The sequence below is a fragment of the Micromonospora sp. NPDC051227 genome (assembly GCF_044455385.1).
Classification (GTDB): domain Bacteria; phylum Actinomycetota; class Actinomycetes; order Mycobacteriales; family Micromonosporaceae; genus Micromonospora.
Window position 1 is genome coordinate 28,808 of sequence record NZ_JBITET010000004.1, and the last position, 15,287, is coordinate 44,094.

The window sequence follows — 15,287 nt, forward strand, 5'->3', positions numbered from 1 at the left end:
ACGCCGGCATAACCGTCGACGGTAACGCCGGGGATACGCCCGCTGCCGTGCACTGGGTGTCACGTTCGGCGAACCGCGCCGGACCTGAGCGGAAGCGGACACCATGCGACGACAGATGCTTGCGATCCCCGTCCTGCTCGCCCTGGCGCTGTCCGGGTGCGGCGCGGGAGGCGACGACGGCGGCGGGGTCGCGACCGCCGGTGGGGCGAAGGCCGAGGCCACGGCGAGCGGCACGCCGGTCGGCGACTCGGACCGGCAACTCGCCTTCGCTCGGTGCATGCGGGAGAACGGGGTGGACATGCCCGACCCGGAGGCGGGCGGGCGTCCCGGCTTCCGGTTCGGTGCGGACGTGGACCAGCAGAAGGTTCAGGCGGCCATGGAGAAGTGCCAGGACAAGCTGCCCAACGGCGGGCAGGGACCGCAGCTCAACCCCGAGCAGGCCGAGCAGATGCGGACGCTGGCCAAGTGCATGCGGGAGAACGGGGTGCCGGACTTCCCGGACCCGGACGCCGACGGGCGGGTCCGCATCGGGGCGGGAGGCAATGCGATCAACATCGGCGACCCGGCCATGAAGGCCGCGCTGGAGAAGTGCCGGCAGCACGCGCCGCAGTTCGGAGGTGGCCGGTGACCGGCGCCATCCGACGCTCGCGCCTGCGCGCCGCCGTCACCGGCGGCGTCGTCCTGCTGGTAGCCGCCGTGGGCGTGGTCGCCGCGGTGGGCTTCGGCGGCGGCGCCGACGGGGGCCGCGCCCAGGCCGGCAGCGCTCCACCCGCAACCGCCACGGTCACCCGGCAGACCCTCGCCGACTCGGAGACCGCGGACGGTGAGCTGGGGTACGGCGTGACGCGTACCGCCACGGCGAAGCTCAGCGGCACCGTCACTGCGCTGGCGGCCACCGGGTCGACGGTACGGCGGGGCAAGGCGCTCTACCTGGTCGACAACGAGGAGGTGGTGCTGCTCTACGGCGGGTTGCCCGCGTACCGGACCCTCGCCCCCGGGGTGGAGGGGCCCGACGTCGCGCAGTTCGAGCGGAACCTCGAAGCGCTGGGCTACACCGGCTTCACTGTCGACGACGAGTACACCGGTGCCACCGCGGACGCCGTCCGGGACTGGCAGGAGGACCTGGGCCTGAGCGAGACGGGTCGGGTCGAGCCGGGGCGGGTCGTGTACGCCGACCGGGAGGTCCGGGTGGAGAGCCACCAGGTCGACGTCGGCGATCTCACTCAGCCCGGCCAGGCGGTGCTCACGTACACCGGCACCAGCCGGGTCGTCACCGTCGAGTTGGATGTGGACGACCAGCGGTTGGCCAAGCGCGACGCGAAGGTCACAGTGCGGCTGCCGGACGGCGGGACGGTGGCGGGCACGATCAGCACGGTCGAGACGGTCGTCCAGGCCGGCGCGACCGGCGCCAACGGGCAGGCCGGCGACGCCGAGACGAAGATCGAGGTGACCGTCGCGGTGACCGACCCGAAGGCCCTCACCGGCTTCGACCAGGCCAGCGCGGACGTGACGTTCACCGTCTCGGAGCGCCGCGACGTGCTCACCGTGCCGGTGGCGGCCCTGTTGGCGCTGGCCGAGGGCGGCTACGGCGTCCAGGTCGCCGAGGGCGACGCGAGCCGGGTCCTCGCGGTGACCACCGGGTTGTTCGCCGACGGCCGGGTGGAGGTCACCGGTACGGGCCTCACCGAGGGCACGACGGTGGTGGTGCCGACGTGAACGGCGAGGTGATCGTGCTCGACCGGGTCAGCAAGCGGTACGCCGGCGGCGTCGTCGCGTTGGACGACGTGTCGCTGCGGATCGGTCACGGCGAGTTGGTCGCGATCGTCGGCCCATCCGGATCGGGCAAGTCGACAATGCTGCACCTGATCGGCACCCTGGACCGGCCGTCGTCGGGCAGCGTGCTCATCGACGGGTACGACGCGGCGAAGCTGACCGACCGGGAGTTGTCCGCGCTGCGGGCCACCCGGATCGGTTTCGTCTTCCAGCAGTTCCACCTCGCTCCCGGCGTTCCGGTCGTGGACAACGTGGCCGACGGGTTGCTCTACTCCGGCGTACCGCTGCGGCGGCGGCGCGAACGGGCGGAGGCCGCGTTGGTCCGGGTCGGCCTGGGCCACCGGTTGGGGCACCGGCCGCACGAGCTGTCCGGCGGGGAACGGCAGCGGGTGGCCGTGGCCCGCGCGGTGGTCGGCGAGCCGGCGGTGCTGCTCGCCGACGAGCCGACCGGCAACCTCGACTCGCACTCCGGTGCCGGGGTGTTGGAGTTGCTGCACGATCTGCACCGGGCCGGCACCACAGTCGTGGTGATCACCCATGACCGGGAGATCGCGGGAAGCCTGCCCCGGCAGGTGCGGATGCGCGACGGCGCGGTGCGGCACGACTCGGCCCTCGCGCCGGGTGGGGTCGGCTGATGGCGACGCTGACCCCGGCCCGACTGCGGCCGGCGGACGTCGTGCGCGTCGGTGGGGTGGGGCTGCGGACCCGTCCGCTGCGGGCGTTCCTCTCCGCGTTGGGCATCGCGATCGGCATCGCCGCGATGATCGCGGTGGTCGGCATCTCCTCGTCGTCCCGGGCCGAGCTGGACCGGGCGCTCGACGCGCTCGGCACCAACCTGCTCACCGTCGAGCCGGGCACCACCCTGTTCGGCGCGGACGCCCAACTGCCCGAGGAGTCGATCGCGATGATCGGGCGGATCGGCCCGGTGACCGAGGTGTCCGCGACCGGGCAGGTGCCCGACGCCAAGGTGTACCGCTCGGACCGGATCCCTGCGGCGGAGACCGGTGGCATCGCCATCCGGGCGGCCCGGCTGGACCTGCTCGGCACCGTGGGAGCCGAGGTGACCACCGGCACCTGGCTCAACGAGGCGACCGCCCGCTATCCGGCGGTCGTGCTCGGCGCCACCGCCGCGCAGCGGCTCGGGATCACCTCGGCGGACCCGCAGGTTCAGGTGTGGCTGGGTGGGCGGCCCTTCACAGTGGTCGGCACCCTCGCCGCCGCACCGCTCGCCCCGGAGTTGGACACGTCGGCGTTGGTCGGCTGGGCGGCGGCGGCCGAATACCTAAGCTTCGACGGTCACCCGACCACCGTCTACACCCGGGCGCAGGAGTCGCAGGTCGAGGCGGTCCGGTCGGTGCTCGGCGCGACCACCAACCCGGAGGCGCCGAACGAGGTCGAGGTGTCCCGGCCCTCGGACGCGCTGGCCGCCGCCGAGGCGACCGACGACGCGTTCACCGGCCTGTTGCTGGGCCTGGGCGCGGTCGCCCTGCTGGTCGGTGGGGTCGGTGTGGCGAACACCATGGTGATCTCGGTGCTGGAACGCCGAGCGGAGATCGGCCTGCGCCGGTCACTCGGCGCCACCCGCGGTCAGGTACGGGCCCAGTTCCTCACCGAATCGCTGCTGCTCTCCGCGCTCGGCGGGATCGGTGGGGTGGTGCTGGGCATCCTGGTCACAGCGGGCTACGCGCTGTCGCAGGACTGGCCGACAGTCGTGCCGGCCTGGGCGATGCTCGGCGGGGTGGGCGCGACAGTGGTGATCGGCGGCCTCGCCGGTCTCTACCCGGCGGTGCGCGCCGCTCGCCTGGCGCCGACCGAGGCGCTGGCCGCCGTCTGACTTTCTGCGGCCTGGCGGCCTGATGCGAAAGAGCGTGATGACTCTGAGGCATATTGATGCCACACAGTCATCACGCTCTTCGCGGTATTGCCGGCCGAACAGGTCAGGCGATGATCGTGTCGAGGGCGATCTCGACCATCTGGCTGAAGGTCTGCTCGCGCTCCTCCGAGGTGGTCTTCTCGCCGGTCTTGATGTGGTCGCTGACGGTCAACACGGTCAGCGCGCGGGCCTTGAACCGGGCAGCGATCGTGTAGAGCGCCGCCGACTCCATCTCCACCGCCAGCACGCCGTAGTCGGCGAGGGTGTCGTAGAGGTCGGGCCGGTCGGTGTAGAAGGCGTCCGCCGCCAGGATCGGCCCGACGTGCATGCTGATGCCGCGCCGCTCCGCAACCTCGACCGACGTACGCAGCAGCCCGAAGTCGGCCACCGGGGCGTAGTCGATCAGCCCGTCGAAGCGCATCCGGTTCATGTTCGAGTCGGTGGACGACCCGATCGCGGCCACCACGTCCCGCAATTGCAGGTCGGTGCTGAGGGCGCCACAGGAGCCGACCCGGATCAGCGTGTTCACGCCGTACTCGTTGATCAGCTCGTGGGCGTAGATGGAGGCCGACGGCATGCCCATGCCGGAGCCCTGGACGGAAACCTCGACGCCGTTCCAGCGGCCGGTGAAGCCCAGCATGCCCCGAACCGTCGAGTAGCAGGTGGCGCCCTCGAGGTAGGTCTCCGCGATCCACTTGGCCCGCAGGGGGTCACCCGGCATCAGGACCCGCTCGGCGATCTCGCCCGGCTTCGCGCCGATGTGCGTACTCATGGCAAAGATCCTGCCAGGCCGGCCTGGGCGATACCGGTTCGGCGTCGGAACCGGCGGTCCTGTACCCTCGTCGGCGGTGGCGTGTCCGAGCGGCCTAAGGAGCACGCCTCGAAAGCGTGTGAGGGTTAACGCCCTCCGAGGGTTCAAATCCCTCCGCCACCGCTCCGAGATGCAGAAACGCCCGGTCGATCCGCGAGGATCGACCGGGCGTTTCGCGTCAGAGCTGCTGCTCGCCGCCGTCGACGAACAACTCGCCGCCGGTCATGAAGCTGCTCTGGTCGGAGGCGAGGAAGAGCGCGGCGTTGGCGATCTCGTCCGGGTGTGCCATGCGCTGCATGGGCACGCTCGAGGCGATGGCCTTCAGCAACCCGGGGGCCTCCGCGGGGCTGGGCGCGAGGCCAGCCAGCCCGGGGGTCTCGGTCGAGCCGGGGATCAGGGTGTTGACCCGGATCTTCCGGCCGATCAGCTCGGCGGCCCAGGTGCGGCCGAACGAGCGGATGGCTGCCTTGGACGCGGCGTAGACGCTGAACGCCGGGGTGCCGTTGCTGGCGGCGGTCGAGCCGGTCAGCACGATCGACGCGCCCTCGTTGAGCAGGGGCAGGGCCTTCTGCACTGTGAAGATGGTGCCGTAGATGTTGGTGTCGAAGGTGGTGGCGACGTGCTCGACCGTGATCGAGTCGAGCGAACGGAACTCACCACCGCCGGCGTTGGCGAACACCACGTCCAGGCCAGCGCCCCGCTCCTCGATCGCCCGCATCACCCGATCCAGGTCGTCGAGCTTGCTGACATCGCTGGCGATGCCCGTGACGTTCGCGCCGATGCTGGCCACGGCCTCGTCCACCGGGCCCTTGCGGCGGCCGGTGACGAAGACGTACGCGCCTTCGGCGGCGAAGCGGCGGGCGGCGGCCAGGCCGATTCCCGTGCTGCCCCCGGTGACGAGGGCGGTCTTGCCGTCGAGCTGTCCCACGATGGATCTCCTCTGTTGGGGTGTGGTGGTGTGCTCAGGCGGTCGCTGCCGCCGCGGCGAACGCAGGCAGCGAGGATGGGCTGTGCCGCAGCGAGGTCGACCACGGGGCTTCGACGCCGACGAGGCGCTGGAACGCGCCGTGGAGGTGTTCTGGCGTCAGGGATACGAAGGCGCTTCGGTGAGCGACCTCAGCGAGGCGATGGGGATCAACAAGCCCAGCCTCTACGCCGCCTTCGGCAGTAAGGAGGAGCTGTTCCGCAAGGCCGTGGCCCTCTACGCCGAAAAGGACATGGGGTACGCGCGGGACGCCTTCGCCCAACCGACCGCGTACGAGGTGGTCGCCACCCTGCTGCGCGAGAACGTGGTCGCCGTGACCCGGACCGACCGACCGGCCGGTTGCCTGTCGATCCAGGGCGGCACCAGCTGCTCCACCGAGAACGCGTCCATCGCCGGGTTCCTCGCCACCAGCCGCCTGGGCGGTGAAGGTGCCCTCGCCGACCGGCTCGCCCGCGCCGTCGCCGAAGGCGACCTACCCGCGCACGCCGATCCGGTAGCGCTCGCCCGTTTCGTCATGATCGTCACCGAGGGGCAGGCGGTGCATGCCGCCGCCGGAGTCAGCCGGGAAGACCTGCGACAGACCGCGGAGATCGCGCTCGCCGGTTTCGTCGCCGCGTCCGGGGCGCGCCTGCCCGAGCAGGCCGCCGACCGGGGCGCTGTCCGGTGACGGCAGGTTGGGAACGAGCGATTTCGCGACGGCTTACTCGTACGACTTCTGGCGGTCGCTCGGCCGCTGACGCTGTGGTGTTCGGCGAGCCGGCTCTCCGAGTGAAGAGCCGGCTCGTCGCCCGTCACGCGCCGGGGTTGCTGGCGTCGCGGTGGGTCAGCTGGTACGCGGCGTCGACGCCGTCCGCCTCCAGGATCACCGTGACTGGTCCGTCAGGTAGCGAGCAGGAAATGGTCCGCTCGACCGCGTAACCGGTCGGGCCGCAGTAGCGACGCCCCTCCGAGTCGAACACCGACAAACGAGCGTCGCCGGTACCGTCGGTCCGCTTCCACGTGAACGACTCCGTGGCGGCGCGAGCGTCGGCCGGGATCGAGAAACAGGCCCCGAACCGGTCCGCACCCGTCCTCACCGTGGCACCCGTCGCACCCGCCGGCAACGTGGGGCAGGCGGGCGGGCCGTCGGTACGTGCGAACGCGAGCGAGTACGGCCCGTCCGAGGCGCCGTCGCGGGAGCTGAGCACGGCGACGAACGGCGCCTGGCCGGTCAGCTCGCAGTGGTACTGGCGCAGCGCCCAGGAGGAGTCACACATGAACGCCCCGGTTGAGTCGATCACCGTCACGTCGGGCGAGCCGGCTCCGGTGGCGTCACCCGGGAGCAACTCGGTGATGAGGGCGCCGGAAGGGCTGCTCAGCTGGAGGCAGTCGTACTGCGCAGGGGTGGTGAGCTGCCCTCGTACCGGTGCGTCCCGCCAACCGGTGTCGGACGCCGGCCGGCAGTCGGCCGGCAACCACGGCAACACCGCGAGGTGGTACCGCAGGCCCTCGTCGATCACCGAGTCCGGAGCACCGCCACCGAGCACGAGCGTGTATCTGCCGGCGGTGGGGACCTGACACGACTCGTCCGTGCACACCCGGTGGCCGGTGCTGTCGTAGACGTTCGCGTACTGCCGGTAGTTGTCCTCCCCGACCGCCTTGACCCGGTAGGTGCCGGCGGCGGGGAGGTCCAGGACGCGGCACCGGACGGCGCCGAGTGGGCCGGCCGGGGCGGCGTTGTACGCACCGGGCGTGACCGTCGGGCAGCCGGTCGCGTCCGAGAGGCTGCGCACCTGCATCCGGTAGGTCAGGTCGGTGTCCTCCGACTCCCAGCGGGAGAGGTAGGAGATGACCCGGAAGGTCCCTGTCGACGGAAGGACGCAACCGTCCTCCCCCTCCGAGGTTTCGGTGCACACCACGCCGCCCTGCTCGTCGACGAGCCAGGAGGAGACGTCGTTGTACCGGTCCGGGGTCCGGTAGACCATGACGCGCTCACCGGTCTCGCCGGGGAACGGCTGGCAGTTGGTCTGCACCGCCGAGGTCTGGTGCACCGTCAGGGTCGGCTGGTCCCACCCGAGCCCGGTGGGGGCGGCACAACCTTCGAACTGGTCGAGCCGGGCCACCGCCACCTGATAGGTGACCGGTTCCCAGTTCCAGTTCTGCGCCACGAACGTGTAGTTGCCGGCCGTCGGTGCGGCGCAGGACCGCGAGGAGTCCCACTCCGTGCACACCACTCGTCCGGCCTCGTCGTACACCTGCCAGTTGAGGTACTGGTTCGCGTACTGCTCCATGCGGACGATCAGCGGGCCCGGGGTGGTGACCCGCAGCGACTGACAGCTGATGCCCTGGTTCGGCGGCACGGTGCCGGTCCCGATCGCCGCGCCCGGGTCCCCGAATGCGGTCAGGGGCAGGGCCGGGCAGCCGACGGACCGCGAGAGCCGCGGCATCTTGAGGGTGTAGGCGGCCTTGTTGCCGTAGGTCTCCTGAAGGAAGAGCCGGTACGGCCCGGACCCTTCGAGCGTGCAGTCCGTGGGGTAGCGCACCGAGCAGACCGGCTGGAACTGCCCGTTGAGGATGGCGCCCTGGATGTCCTCCGCACCGCCCGGGTCGGTCAGGTGCAGGACCGTGCCGGCAGGCTGCTTGAACGTGAAGCAACGGGCGGCCAGGCCGGCGGGCAGCGTGCCGCTGCGTCCGGTCGAGGCGAAGGAGAAGAAGCCCTCGGGCAGATTGGCGCAGGTGGAGGGGGCTCGCATCGACTCTGCCGACAGCGAGTAGGCGCCCTTTCCGGTGTTGTGGCTGAGAGCCACCGTCACCGTGTAGGTGCCCGCGGCGCCGAGCACGCAGTCCGTCAGGTATGAGCTGACGTAGCAGGCGTGGGTGCCATCGGGGCCCTTGACCTCGGCCCCGACACCGTCACCGGAGATTGCTCGGAGCCGGATGTAGAGGGTGTCCTGGTCAACCGTGGAGGTGATCGTCCACGTCTGCGTTGCGGCGCCGGCGATCGACGCGCAGTTCTTGACCGTGCCCAGCGGAAGCTGTCCGCCGCAGGTGGCCGCCGTGCTGTCGACCTTCGCCGGGGTCTCGGTGGCCGCCGGGACGACCGGCGCTGGCGCCGGCTTGGTGGCCGGTCGCGGCTGCTCGGTCGTCACTGTCGGTCGCGCTGACGGTTCGCCGGTCGGGGCGGCGGTGGCAGGACCGGCCAGCAGGCCCGCCCCGGCGGCGCTGAGGGCGGCCACGGCCGTCCACCTCGCGACGTGTCTCCACACTGGATCGAACATGGTTGTACCCACGCTTGGCTCCCCCGCTTAAGTCGCGCGATCTGCGCGAGCGGAGGGATAATTTCACGAAGCTCGATAGCCGACAATCGGCTTGTCGGTCCCCTGCTGAACGGCGGTTCAGCAGGGGCCGACGCCCTCGTCGAAGAGGCGGCGCGCCCAGTCCGCGTACCCGGCGATGGTTTTTCGGACCGTGCGCCCGTCGTGCAGGAACAGGTACGCGCGGTCGCCGCTGCGGGCGAGCAACCCGTCGAGCCGACGCGTCCCCTGTGGAGCCCGCAGCCGGCTGACCTCCGGGTAGCGGTCCCAGACCTCGTCGACGGGCGAGCCCGCCGTTATGCCCTCCGGTGTCCGCATCGGGTCGCCGACCCAGAGCAGCACGAGTTTGTCCTCCACGAAGACCGGGCTGACCATGTCGTGGCCGGCGAGCATCGGCCCGCAGGCGTCCAGGCTGGTACGCAGGATGCCGCGTCGGGTCAGCTCGTCCTCGGTGGCACCGAACTCGATGTTGCGCAGGCCGTTCAGGTCGACGATCTCCACGTTGCCAGCGGGCCGGCGGTTCGGAATCGACCCGGTTGGCGGTACGCCGCTGCCCGCGATCGAGGCAGCCGTCAACAGCGTGGCGATAAACGCAAATTGTCGCAATTTCATGGAATCCCCCAGTCCCCAACGGAACGGGAGCGTTCAGGTTGCTGCCGAACGCCGGATTACTGGTTTTCCCACTGTTCGACCAGCTCGTCCCAGTAGTCGGCGCTGAGTCGACGCCGCCCGTGTGCCAGCCAACCGTCGGTGTTCCGCTCCAGGTGCAAGCCCAGTTCGGCGAACGGGTCGATCCAGGTGCCGGGCTCCACGCCGAGCTGACTCAGCGCACCGTTGATCGGCCAGTGCTCGCGCGGCGCGCTCAACTCGTCGTCGAAGCGTGGGCCCCAGGACACCACCCCGCCCAGCCACACCGCTGCCGACTGGTAGCCGACGCCACCACCGAACTCCGCCTCCACATAGGCCACCGGCCCCGACTGTGACCAGCGGGTCAGCACCTCGGCCAGCGCCGTCGACAAGACCAGGCCGAACGGGCGCGCGGAGCTCCGGTCGTCCGTGGAGAAATCTGGCAACGCCCCGGTCAGCTCGATCACCAACTGTGGGGTGACCGGCAGCAACGCGAAGTCCTGACGCAGCTCGCCGAGGACCGCGTGATCCAGCTCGGCGGTCTGCTCGCGGAGCAGTTCAACGTCCGCGACCACCGCGCTGAGCTGGTAAGCCATCGAGCCCTCCGCCGTCCACAGCCTGTGGATAGAACATGTGTACGACGGGCTCGCCGTCGTTGGTTCCTGGGACGGTACCGGCCAGAGGGTGGACGTGCCGGGCCCTGCTCGATGAGTGGGCATCGGCCAGCAGGGCGACGGTTGTACGGTCCTGGCCATGGCCAATCTTCGCCGCCACCTTCGATGCCGGGGTGCTCCCTGCCGGCCGCGCACCGCGAAGCGAGAACACGCTAGGTTCCGGAAGTCGGAGTGGGGACGGCAAGGTGGTGTTCGGCAATGAGCAGATACAGGCGGGCCAGCGGCGACGTGACCCGCTGGCCGGACAGCCCGGACGCGCGGAAAGCGCTGGAGGAGTGGTTCGCCGACGCTTCGGCCACGGCGTACCTTTCCGGGGATCTTCCTGATTTTCGCGGGGCGGACCTCAGCCGGCTCGACCTGGTCGGCGCCTATCTCGCCAATTCCCACCTGGCCGGCGTCCGATTCGAGGGGGCCCACCTCGCCGACGCCAACCTGACAAACGCCGATCTGCAGGGCGCGGATTTCTCCCACGCCGACCTGGCCAAGGCGGAAATGGTTGGCTGCTCGGCCGGTAAGGCGGTCTTCCGTTCGGCTCGGCTGTTCGCGGCGCAGCTCGACGATGCCGTTCTGGAAGGGGCGGATCTCCGCCACGCCATTCTCAACTCCGCCACGCTCTACAAGGCCGATCTGCGCGACGCCAATCTTGAGCTGGCCAGCCTGCGCTGGTGCACGCTCGGCGGCACGAGCATGCCGACCGTGCTGACCGGCGCGAGGATGTTCGGCTGCCAGTTCGAGGGCGCGAAGGGTGCCGTCGTCGGTCCGGTCCTCGTCGACGAGGAAGCGACCCGGTCCCTCGGCGGCGCAGAGCTGGAGGGGTGGTTCTCGGCGCAGGGCGCGGAGCACGTCCAGGTGGTGGGCTGACGTCACCGCACAGACGATTCAGGGCCGGTCCCCGTTGGGGCCGGCCCTGACGTTCGTGCTGCTGAGGCGAGCGGAGGATACGAGATTCGAACTCGTGAGGGTGTAAACCCAACACGCTTTCCAAGCGTGCGCCCTAGGCCTCTAGGCGAATCCTCCGCGAGCCAGGATACAGGCCCGTGTCGGCCGGGCCACCCCACCACCCCCTGAAGATCGACGGGCGGTCGGGTAGGCTGGGCGTCACCTCCCGTGCGGCGGTATCTCGTGAACCTCCCCAGGGCCGGAAGGCAGCAAGGATAAGCGAGCTCTGCCGGGTGCACGGGAGGCCTTTTTGTCTGTGGGCCGGTTGATCCACTCGACATCCGTGATGTCGCGGTGTCCCGGCCATGCGGACACCGCGGTTTCCAGGAAGCCGAGTCGATCAAGCCCTGGCGGCCCGGTGGATCAAGCACAGCATCCGCGGCGCCCGGGGTGGTGGGTGGTCACCCGCGCCCGACCGGCGCAGAATGGCTCGGTCGAGAGGAGGCGGGACGAGTGACGCTGGCGCTCTACCGCAAGTACCGGCCGCGTACCTTCGCTGAGGTCATCGGTCAGGAGCACGTGACCGAGCCGCTGTCGCAGGCGCTGCGCAGCGGACGGCTCAACCACGCCTACCTCTTCTCCGGCCCCCGTGGCTGCGGCAAGACCACCAGCGCCCGGATCATGGCCCGCTCGCTCAACTGTGAGCAGGGCCCCACTCCCGAGCCGTGCGGCAAGTGTGACTCCTGCCGCTCGCTGGCGGCCGACGGCGCCGGCTCGATCGACGTGATCGAGATCGACGCGGCCAGCCACGGCGGTGTCGACGACGCCCGCGAGCTGCGCGAGCGCGCCTTCTTCGCGCCGGCCAGCAGCCGCTTCAAGATCTACATCATCGACGAGGCGCACATGGTCTCGACCCAGGGCTTCAACGCCCTGCTCAAGCTGGTCGAGGAGCCCCCGGAGTACGTCAAGTTCATCTTCGCCACCACCGAGCCGGAGAAGGTCCTCGGCACGATCCGGTCGCGGACCCACCACTACCCGTTCCGACTGTTTCCGCCGAAGGTGGTCCGTCCGTACCTGGAGCAGCTCACCCAGGCCGAGGGCGTCGCCGTCGAGCCGGCGGTCTTTCCGCTGGTGGTTCGCGCCGGTGGCGGCAGCATGCGGGACAGCCTCTCGGTGCTCGACCAGCTCATCGCCGGCGCCGGCGCGGAGGGGGTCAGCTACGCCCGGGCCGTCGCGCTGCTCGGGGTCACCGACTCGGCGCTGATCGACGAGATGTGCGACGCGCTGGCCGCCGGTGACGGCGCGGCCGCGTACGCCACCGTCGACCGGGTCGCCGAGGCCGGGCACGACATGCGCCGGTTCGCCTCCGACCTGCTGGAGCGGCTCCGCGACCTGATCGTGATCCAGCAGGTGCCGGACGCCGCCGCGAAGGGTCTGATCGACGGCCCGGCCGACCAGATCGAGCGGATGGCAGCCCAGGCTTCGCAGCTCGGCTCGGCCACGCTGTCCCGCTGCGCCGACATCGTGCACAACGGGCTGGTCGAGATGCGCGGCACCACCGCGCCGCGCCTGCTGCTGGAGCTGATCTGCGCCCGGATGCTGCTGCCCGGCGCGGACGACTCCACCGGCGGCCTGCTCCAGCGCCTCGAACGGATGGAACGCCGGCTCACCCTGGGTGGCACCGACGCGCCGTCGGCCGCCGCCAGCTCCGCGCCAACCAACCACCCAGGGGTACGCCCACAGCAAGCCACCCCGGTCCCGGCTGCCGCCACCCCGGCACCTGCGAACGCCCCGACCTCCGCACCGCCGTGGGAGGTCGACCCGGCGGCGTCCCCGGCCCAGGGCGCCTCCGCCCCGGCTGCTTCGGTCACCGGAGCACCGGCGGCCTCGCCCGCTCCGACCTCCGGTGCACCGGCCTCGTACGCCTCGGCGGCCGACTCGCCGATCCCGGCGTCCCCCGGCGCGTCGACCGGGTCGGCCCCCGCCGACCAGGCCGTACCCGTCTCGCCCGCCGGGCCGGCCCCGCGTCGCGTGGTGCCACCGTCGGCGGTGCTCCCCGACCCGGCCACGCCCGCGCCGCCCCGACCCGGAGCACCGGCCGCCGCGCTGGACGCGGTCGCGGTCCGCCGCGTCTGGCCCGACGTGGTCGGCAAGGTCAACCGGACCAACAAGCGGATCGCCGCCCTGATGCGCGACGCGGTCGTCCGCGAACTCGACGGCGACATGCTGGTGCTGACGGTGAAGTCCACAGTGCTGGCCAAGATGATGGCCGACCACGCGGCGGTGCTCACCGACGCTCTCTACGAGGAGTTGGGCGGGCGCTGGCAGATCCGGTGCGAGGTGGCCGGCGAGCGCGGTGGCGTGTCGCTGTCCGGCTCACCGCGCACGCAGCAGACCGCACCGGCCCGCCCCGCCGCGCAGCCAGCGACGTCGGACACGCCCGCCGCCGCGACGAACGCCGCGACCCCGAGCGCCGCCGGCCCGACGAGCGCGCCGCCAGCCGGGCCAAGCACGAACCACGCGCCTGGCTCGAACGCCGCGCCTGGCTCGAACGCTGCGCCTGGCTCGAACGCTGCGTCTGGCTCGAACGCTGCGCCTGGCTCGAACGGTGCGCCTGGCTCGAACGCCGCGTCTGACTTCAGCGCCGCGCCCGGCTCGGCCGCTGGGTCAGGCTCGACCGCAGCGCCAGGTACGAACGCCGCCGGGCCGGGGACTGTGGGACCCAGCGCCCCGACCGCCGCCGGTCCGACGAACGCCTCGCCGACCGCCGCGAACCCGACCGGCCCTGCCGGCTCGGCTTCGCGTGACGGTGTCGGTGTGAGTTTCGCTGGTCACGGTGCTGGTGGGCAGGGCGCAGCGCCCTCCGCCCCGGCGGCGGACGACGACGGCGACTGGCCGGAGGCGGCCCGCCCCGGCGGCGGTGCCCTCGCCGCCGAGGCTACGGATGACGAGGACTGGCCGGAGGCCGCCCGACCTGGCGGCACGTCGGCCGGAAACGAGTCGAACTCCCAGTCCGCACCGGCGTCGAGCGGCGCGAACGGCAGCGGCACCAACGGTGGTGGCGCCAACGGCGGTGGCGCGAACGGTGGTGGCGCCAACGGCGGTGGCGCGAACGGCACCGGAGCAGGCGGTTCCGGGTCAGCGGCCGGTGGCGGTAAGCCGGGCGGGCGGGGTAACCCGACACCGGCGGCCCGGCAGCCGGCGACAGCCGGTGGTGCGCCGGTGAGCAGCGCCATCGCCGCGGCTCGCGCGGCGGCGGCGGGGCGCGGTGCGCGTACCGGAGCGGCAGCCCGGCCCGTCGCGGACGCCGAATGGGCCGGCGAGCCGCCTTACGACCCGGACTTCGACGGCCCCGCGCGGGCCGGACGACCCGGCGGCGCGGCACCGGCCGCGGCCCCGGCCTTTGAGGGGTTCGACCCGGGCGACGAGCCGTTGGACGAGATCATCGACGAGAAGACCGCGAGGGAATCGAGCGAGGAGCAGGCGGTACGGCTGCTCCGGGAAACCTTCGGCGCCGAGAAGATCAACGAAGTCGACGCCCGCTAGCGGCCCCACCCCGCGCGGCCCCGGCCAACCCGGGCCGGCGATCTTGCAGTTTCGGTCGTCGTCTTGCGCAGAATGCCCCCTTATGTCGGGGCAGGAAGTGCAAGATCGCGCGGGCGAGGGGCCTCGGCGAGCAGTACACCCAGGGCGCAGGCCCAGAGGGGGAAGGGCAGGACGGCTACTCGTTCCATGCCGCCTACCCCGATGGCCAGGCCCTGCTGGGCGGCGAACAGTGTCGTTCCGGCCAGCGCGATGAGCCCGGCAGTGAGGGTGAGCCGTCGCCACCGGCCGAGCGTCGTGCTGCGTGGTGCGAAGCCGGCCAGGAGCAGGCCGATGTTGCCGATCCCCATGATCAGGATTGCGCCGAGGACGTGCAGGTTCTCGTCGATGTCGGCCGGGTAGAGGGCCGCGAGGGCGTATCCGCCGGTGGCCAGCAGCAGGAGTGTCTGGGCCGTGCGCACCACCGGGCCGTGACCGAGGATCCGCGAGGTCAGCAGGAGCCCGCCGGCGAGCAGGACGGCGGTGGCCAGTGTCGCGGTGTTCATCAGTGGGTGCCACGGTGAGCAGACGTAGCGGGGGCGGGTGGTGTCCCAGATGCCGCAGTGGGCGTTGCCGAGGTCGCTGATGTTGTGGGTGGCCCAGCTGTAGGCCGGCTCGCGCCACCGCAGCCCGGTGATCAGGCTGGCGACGAGGAAGATGGGCGCGGCCGCGAGCCAGCACAGTGCGCCGACCCGGCCGGTGCGGTTGAGGTTCATGCCACGAGCAGACCAGTGCCACGGCTATGGGCGCACTACCAGCAGATGGCCGGTTCGAGGTAGGGGTAGCCGTA

At 71.5% G+C, this 15,287-nt stretch carries 13 protein-coding genes, 2 tRNA genes and 1 other RNA gene; 9 read left to right on the plus strand and 7 right to left on the minus strand.

Features of this window, described 5'->3' with window-relative positions; genetic code table 11:
* The first annotated feature begins 115 nt into the window (after window positions 1-115).
* Genes ACIA47_RS11550 through ACIA47_RS11565 form a run of 4 tightly spaced genes read left to right on the plus strand, consistent with a single transcriptional unit; the run spans window position 116 to window position 3,607 of the window.
* Window positions 116-628, plus strand: a complete 513-nt coding sequence (locus ACIA47_RS11550) for a hypothetical protein (RefSeq protein ID WP_238411296.1) — start codon at window positions 116-118, stop codon at window positions 626-628.
* Window positions 625-1,716 carry a peptidoglycan-binding protein gene (locus tag ACIA47_RS11555; protein WP_203122420.1) on the plus strand — a complete coding sequence of 364 codons (1,092 nt, stop codon included), beginning with the start codon at window positions 625-627 and terminating at the stop codon, window positions 1,714-1,716. Before ACIA47_RS11550 ends, ACIA47_RS11555 begins: the two co-directional genes overlap by 4 nt.
* Before the next feature lie 8 nt (window positions 1,717-1,724).
* Window positions 1,725-2,408, plus strand: coding sequence for an ABC transporter ATP-binding protein (locus tag ACIA47_RS11560; protein WP_203122428.1), 684 nt, complete (start codon window positions 1,725-1,727; stop codon window positions 2,406-2,408).
* Window positions 2,408-3,607 carry an ABC transporter permease gene (locus ACIA47_RS11565; RefSeq protein ID WP_396707405.1) on the plus strand — a complete coding sequence of 400 codons (1,200 nt, stop codon included), beginning with the start codon at window positions 2,408-2,410 and terminating at the stop codon, window positions 3,605-3,607. The genes ACIA47_RS11560 and ACIA47_RS11565 overlap by 1 nt, the downstream gene beginning before the upstream one ends.
* Before the next feature lie 103 nt (window positions 3,608-3,710).
* Here the strand turns inward: ACIA47_RS11565 and deoD are convergent, their stop codons facing one another.
* Window positions 3,711-4,418 (minus strand): purine-nucleoside phosphorylase, encoded by a 708-nt coding sequence (deoD, locus tag ACIA47_RS11570; RefSeq protein WP_203122422.1) that lies wholly within the window; start codon window positions 4,416-4,418, stop codon window positions 3,711-3,713.
* A 75-nt stretch (window positions 4,419-4,493) separates the two neighbouring features.
* On the opposite strand from deoD, the gene ACIA47_RS11575 reads away from it, so the two are divergent.
* Window positions 4,494-4,580: transfer RNA gene (locus ACIA47_RS11575), tRNA-Ser, on the plus strand.
* Window positions 4,581-4,635: 55 nt separating this feature from the next.
* Here the strand turns inward: ACIA47_RS11575 and ACIA47_RS11580 are convergent.
* A complete protein-coding gene (locus ACIA47_RS11580; RefSeq protein ID WP_396707410.1) occupies window positions 4,636-5,385 on the minus strand; it encodes an SDR family oxidoreductase in 750 nt (249 codons plus the stop codon).
* Window positions 5,386-5,467: 82 nt separating this feature from the next.
* Between ACIA47_RS11580 and ACIA47_RS11585 the strand changes: the two genes are divergently transcribed.
* A complete protein-coding gene (locus ACIA47_RS11585) occupies window positions 5,468-6,109 on the plus strand; it encodes a TetR/AcrR family transcriptional regulator (protein WP_203122430.1) in 642 nt (213 codons plus the stop codon).
* A gap of 124 nt (window positions 6,110-6,233) precedes the next feature.
* Here ACIA47_RS11585 and ACIA47_RS11590 read toward each other — a convergent pair whose 3' ends face one another.
* The 3 genes from ACIA47_RS11590 to ACIA47_RS11600 form a co-directional block, all read right to left on the minus strand.
* Window positions 6,234-8,657 (minus strand): hypothetical protein, encoded by a 2,424-nt coding sequence (locus ACIA47_RS11590; protein ID WP_396707413.1) that lies wholly within the window; start codon window positions 8,655-8,657, stop codon window positions 6,234-6,236.
* Between the two features lie 159 nt (window positions 8,658-8,816).
* The gene (locus ACIA47_RS11595; RefSeq protein WP_396707415.1) at window positions 8,817-9,311 is read right to left on the minus strand and encodes a hypothetical protein; all 495 of its coding nucleotides are present in this window, start codon (window positions 9,309-9,311) and stop codon (window positions 8,817-8,819) included.
* 92 nt (window positions 9,312-9,403) lie between these two features.
* Entirely contained in the window at window positions 9,404-9,958 is a 555-nt protein-coding gene (locus tag ACIA47_RS11600) for a hypothetical protein (RefSeq protein WP_396707417.1), read from the minus strand.
* A 306-nt stretch (window positions 9,959-10,264) separates the two neighbouring features.
* Between ACIA47_RS11600 and ACIA47_RS11605 the strand changes: the two genes are divergently transcribed.
* On the plus strand, window positions 10,265-10,897 hold the full coding sequence (locus ACIA47_RS11605; protein WP_396707419.1) for a pentapeptide repeat-containing protein: 633 nt from the start codon (window positions 10,265-10,267) through the stop codon (window positions 10,895-10,897).
* A 71-nt stretch (window positions 10,898-10,968) separates the two neighbouring features.
* Here the strand turns inward: ACIA47_RS11605 and ACIA47_RS11610 are convergent.
* A tRNA-Ser gene (locus ACIA47_RS11610) sits at window positions 10,969-11,053 on the minus strand.
* A gap of 82 nt (window positions 11,054-11,135) precedes the next feature.
* Here ACIA47_RS11610 and ffs point away from each other — a divergent pair.
* Together ffs and ACIA47_RS11620 are read left to right on the plus strand one after the other, a co-directional pair.
* Window positions 11,136-11,225, plus strand: an RNA gene (gene ffs / locus ACIA47_RS11615) — signal recognition particle sRNA small type.
* A 203-nt stretch (window positions 11,226-11,428) separates the two neighbouring features.
* Entirely contained in the window at window positions 11,429-14,461 is a 3,033-nt protein-coding gene (locus ACIA47_RS11620; protein ID WP_396707421.1) for a DNA polymerase III subunit gamma and tau, read from the plus strand.
* Between the two features lie 80 nt (window positions 14,462-14,541).
* Here the strand turns inward: ACIA47_RS11620 and ACIA47_RS11625 are convergent, their stop codons facing one another.
* A complete protein-coding gene (locus ACIA47_RS11625) occupies window positions 14,542-15,213 on the minus strand; it encodes a DUF998 domain-containing protein (protein ID WP_396707423.1) in 672 nt (223 codons plus the stop codon).
* Window positions 15,214-15,287 lie beyond the last annotated feature (74 nt).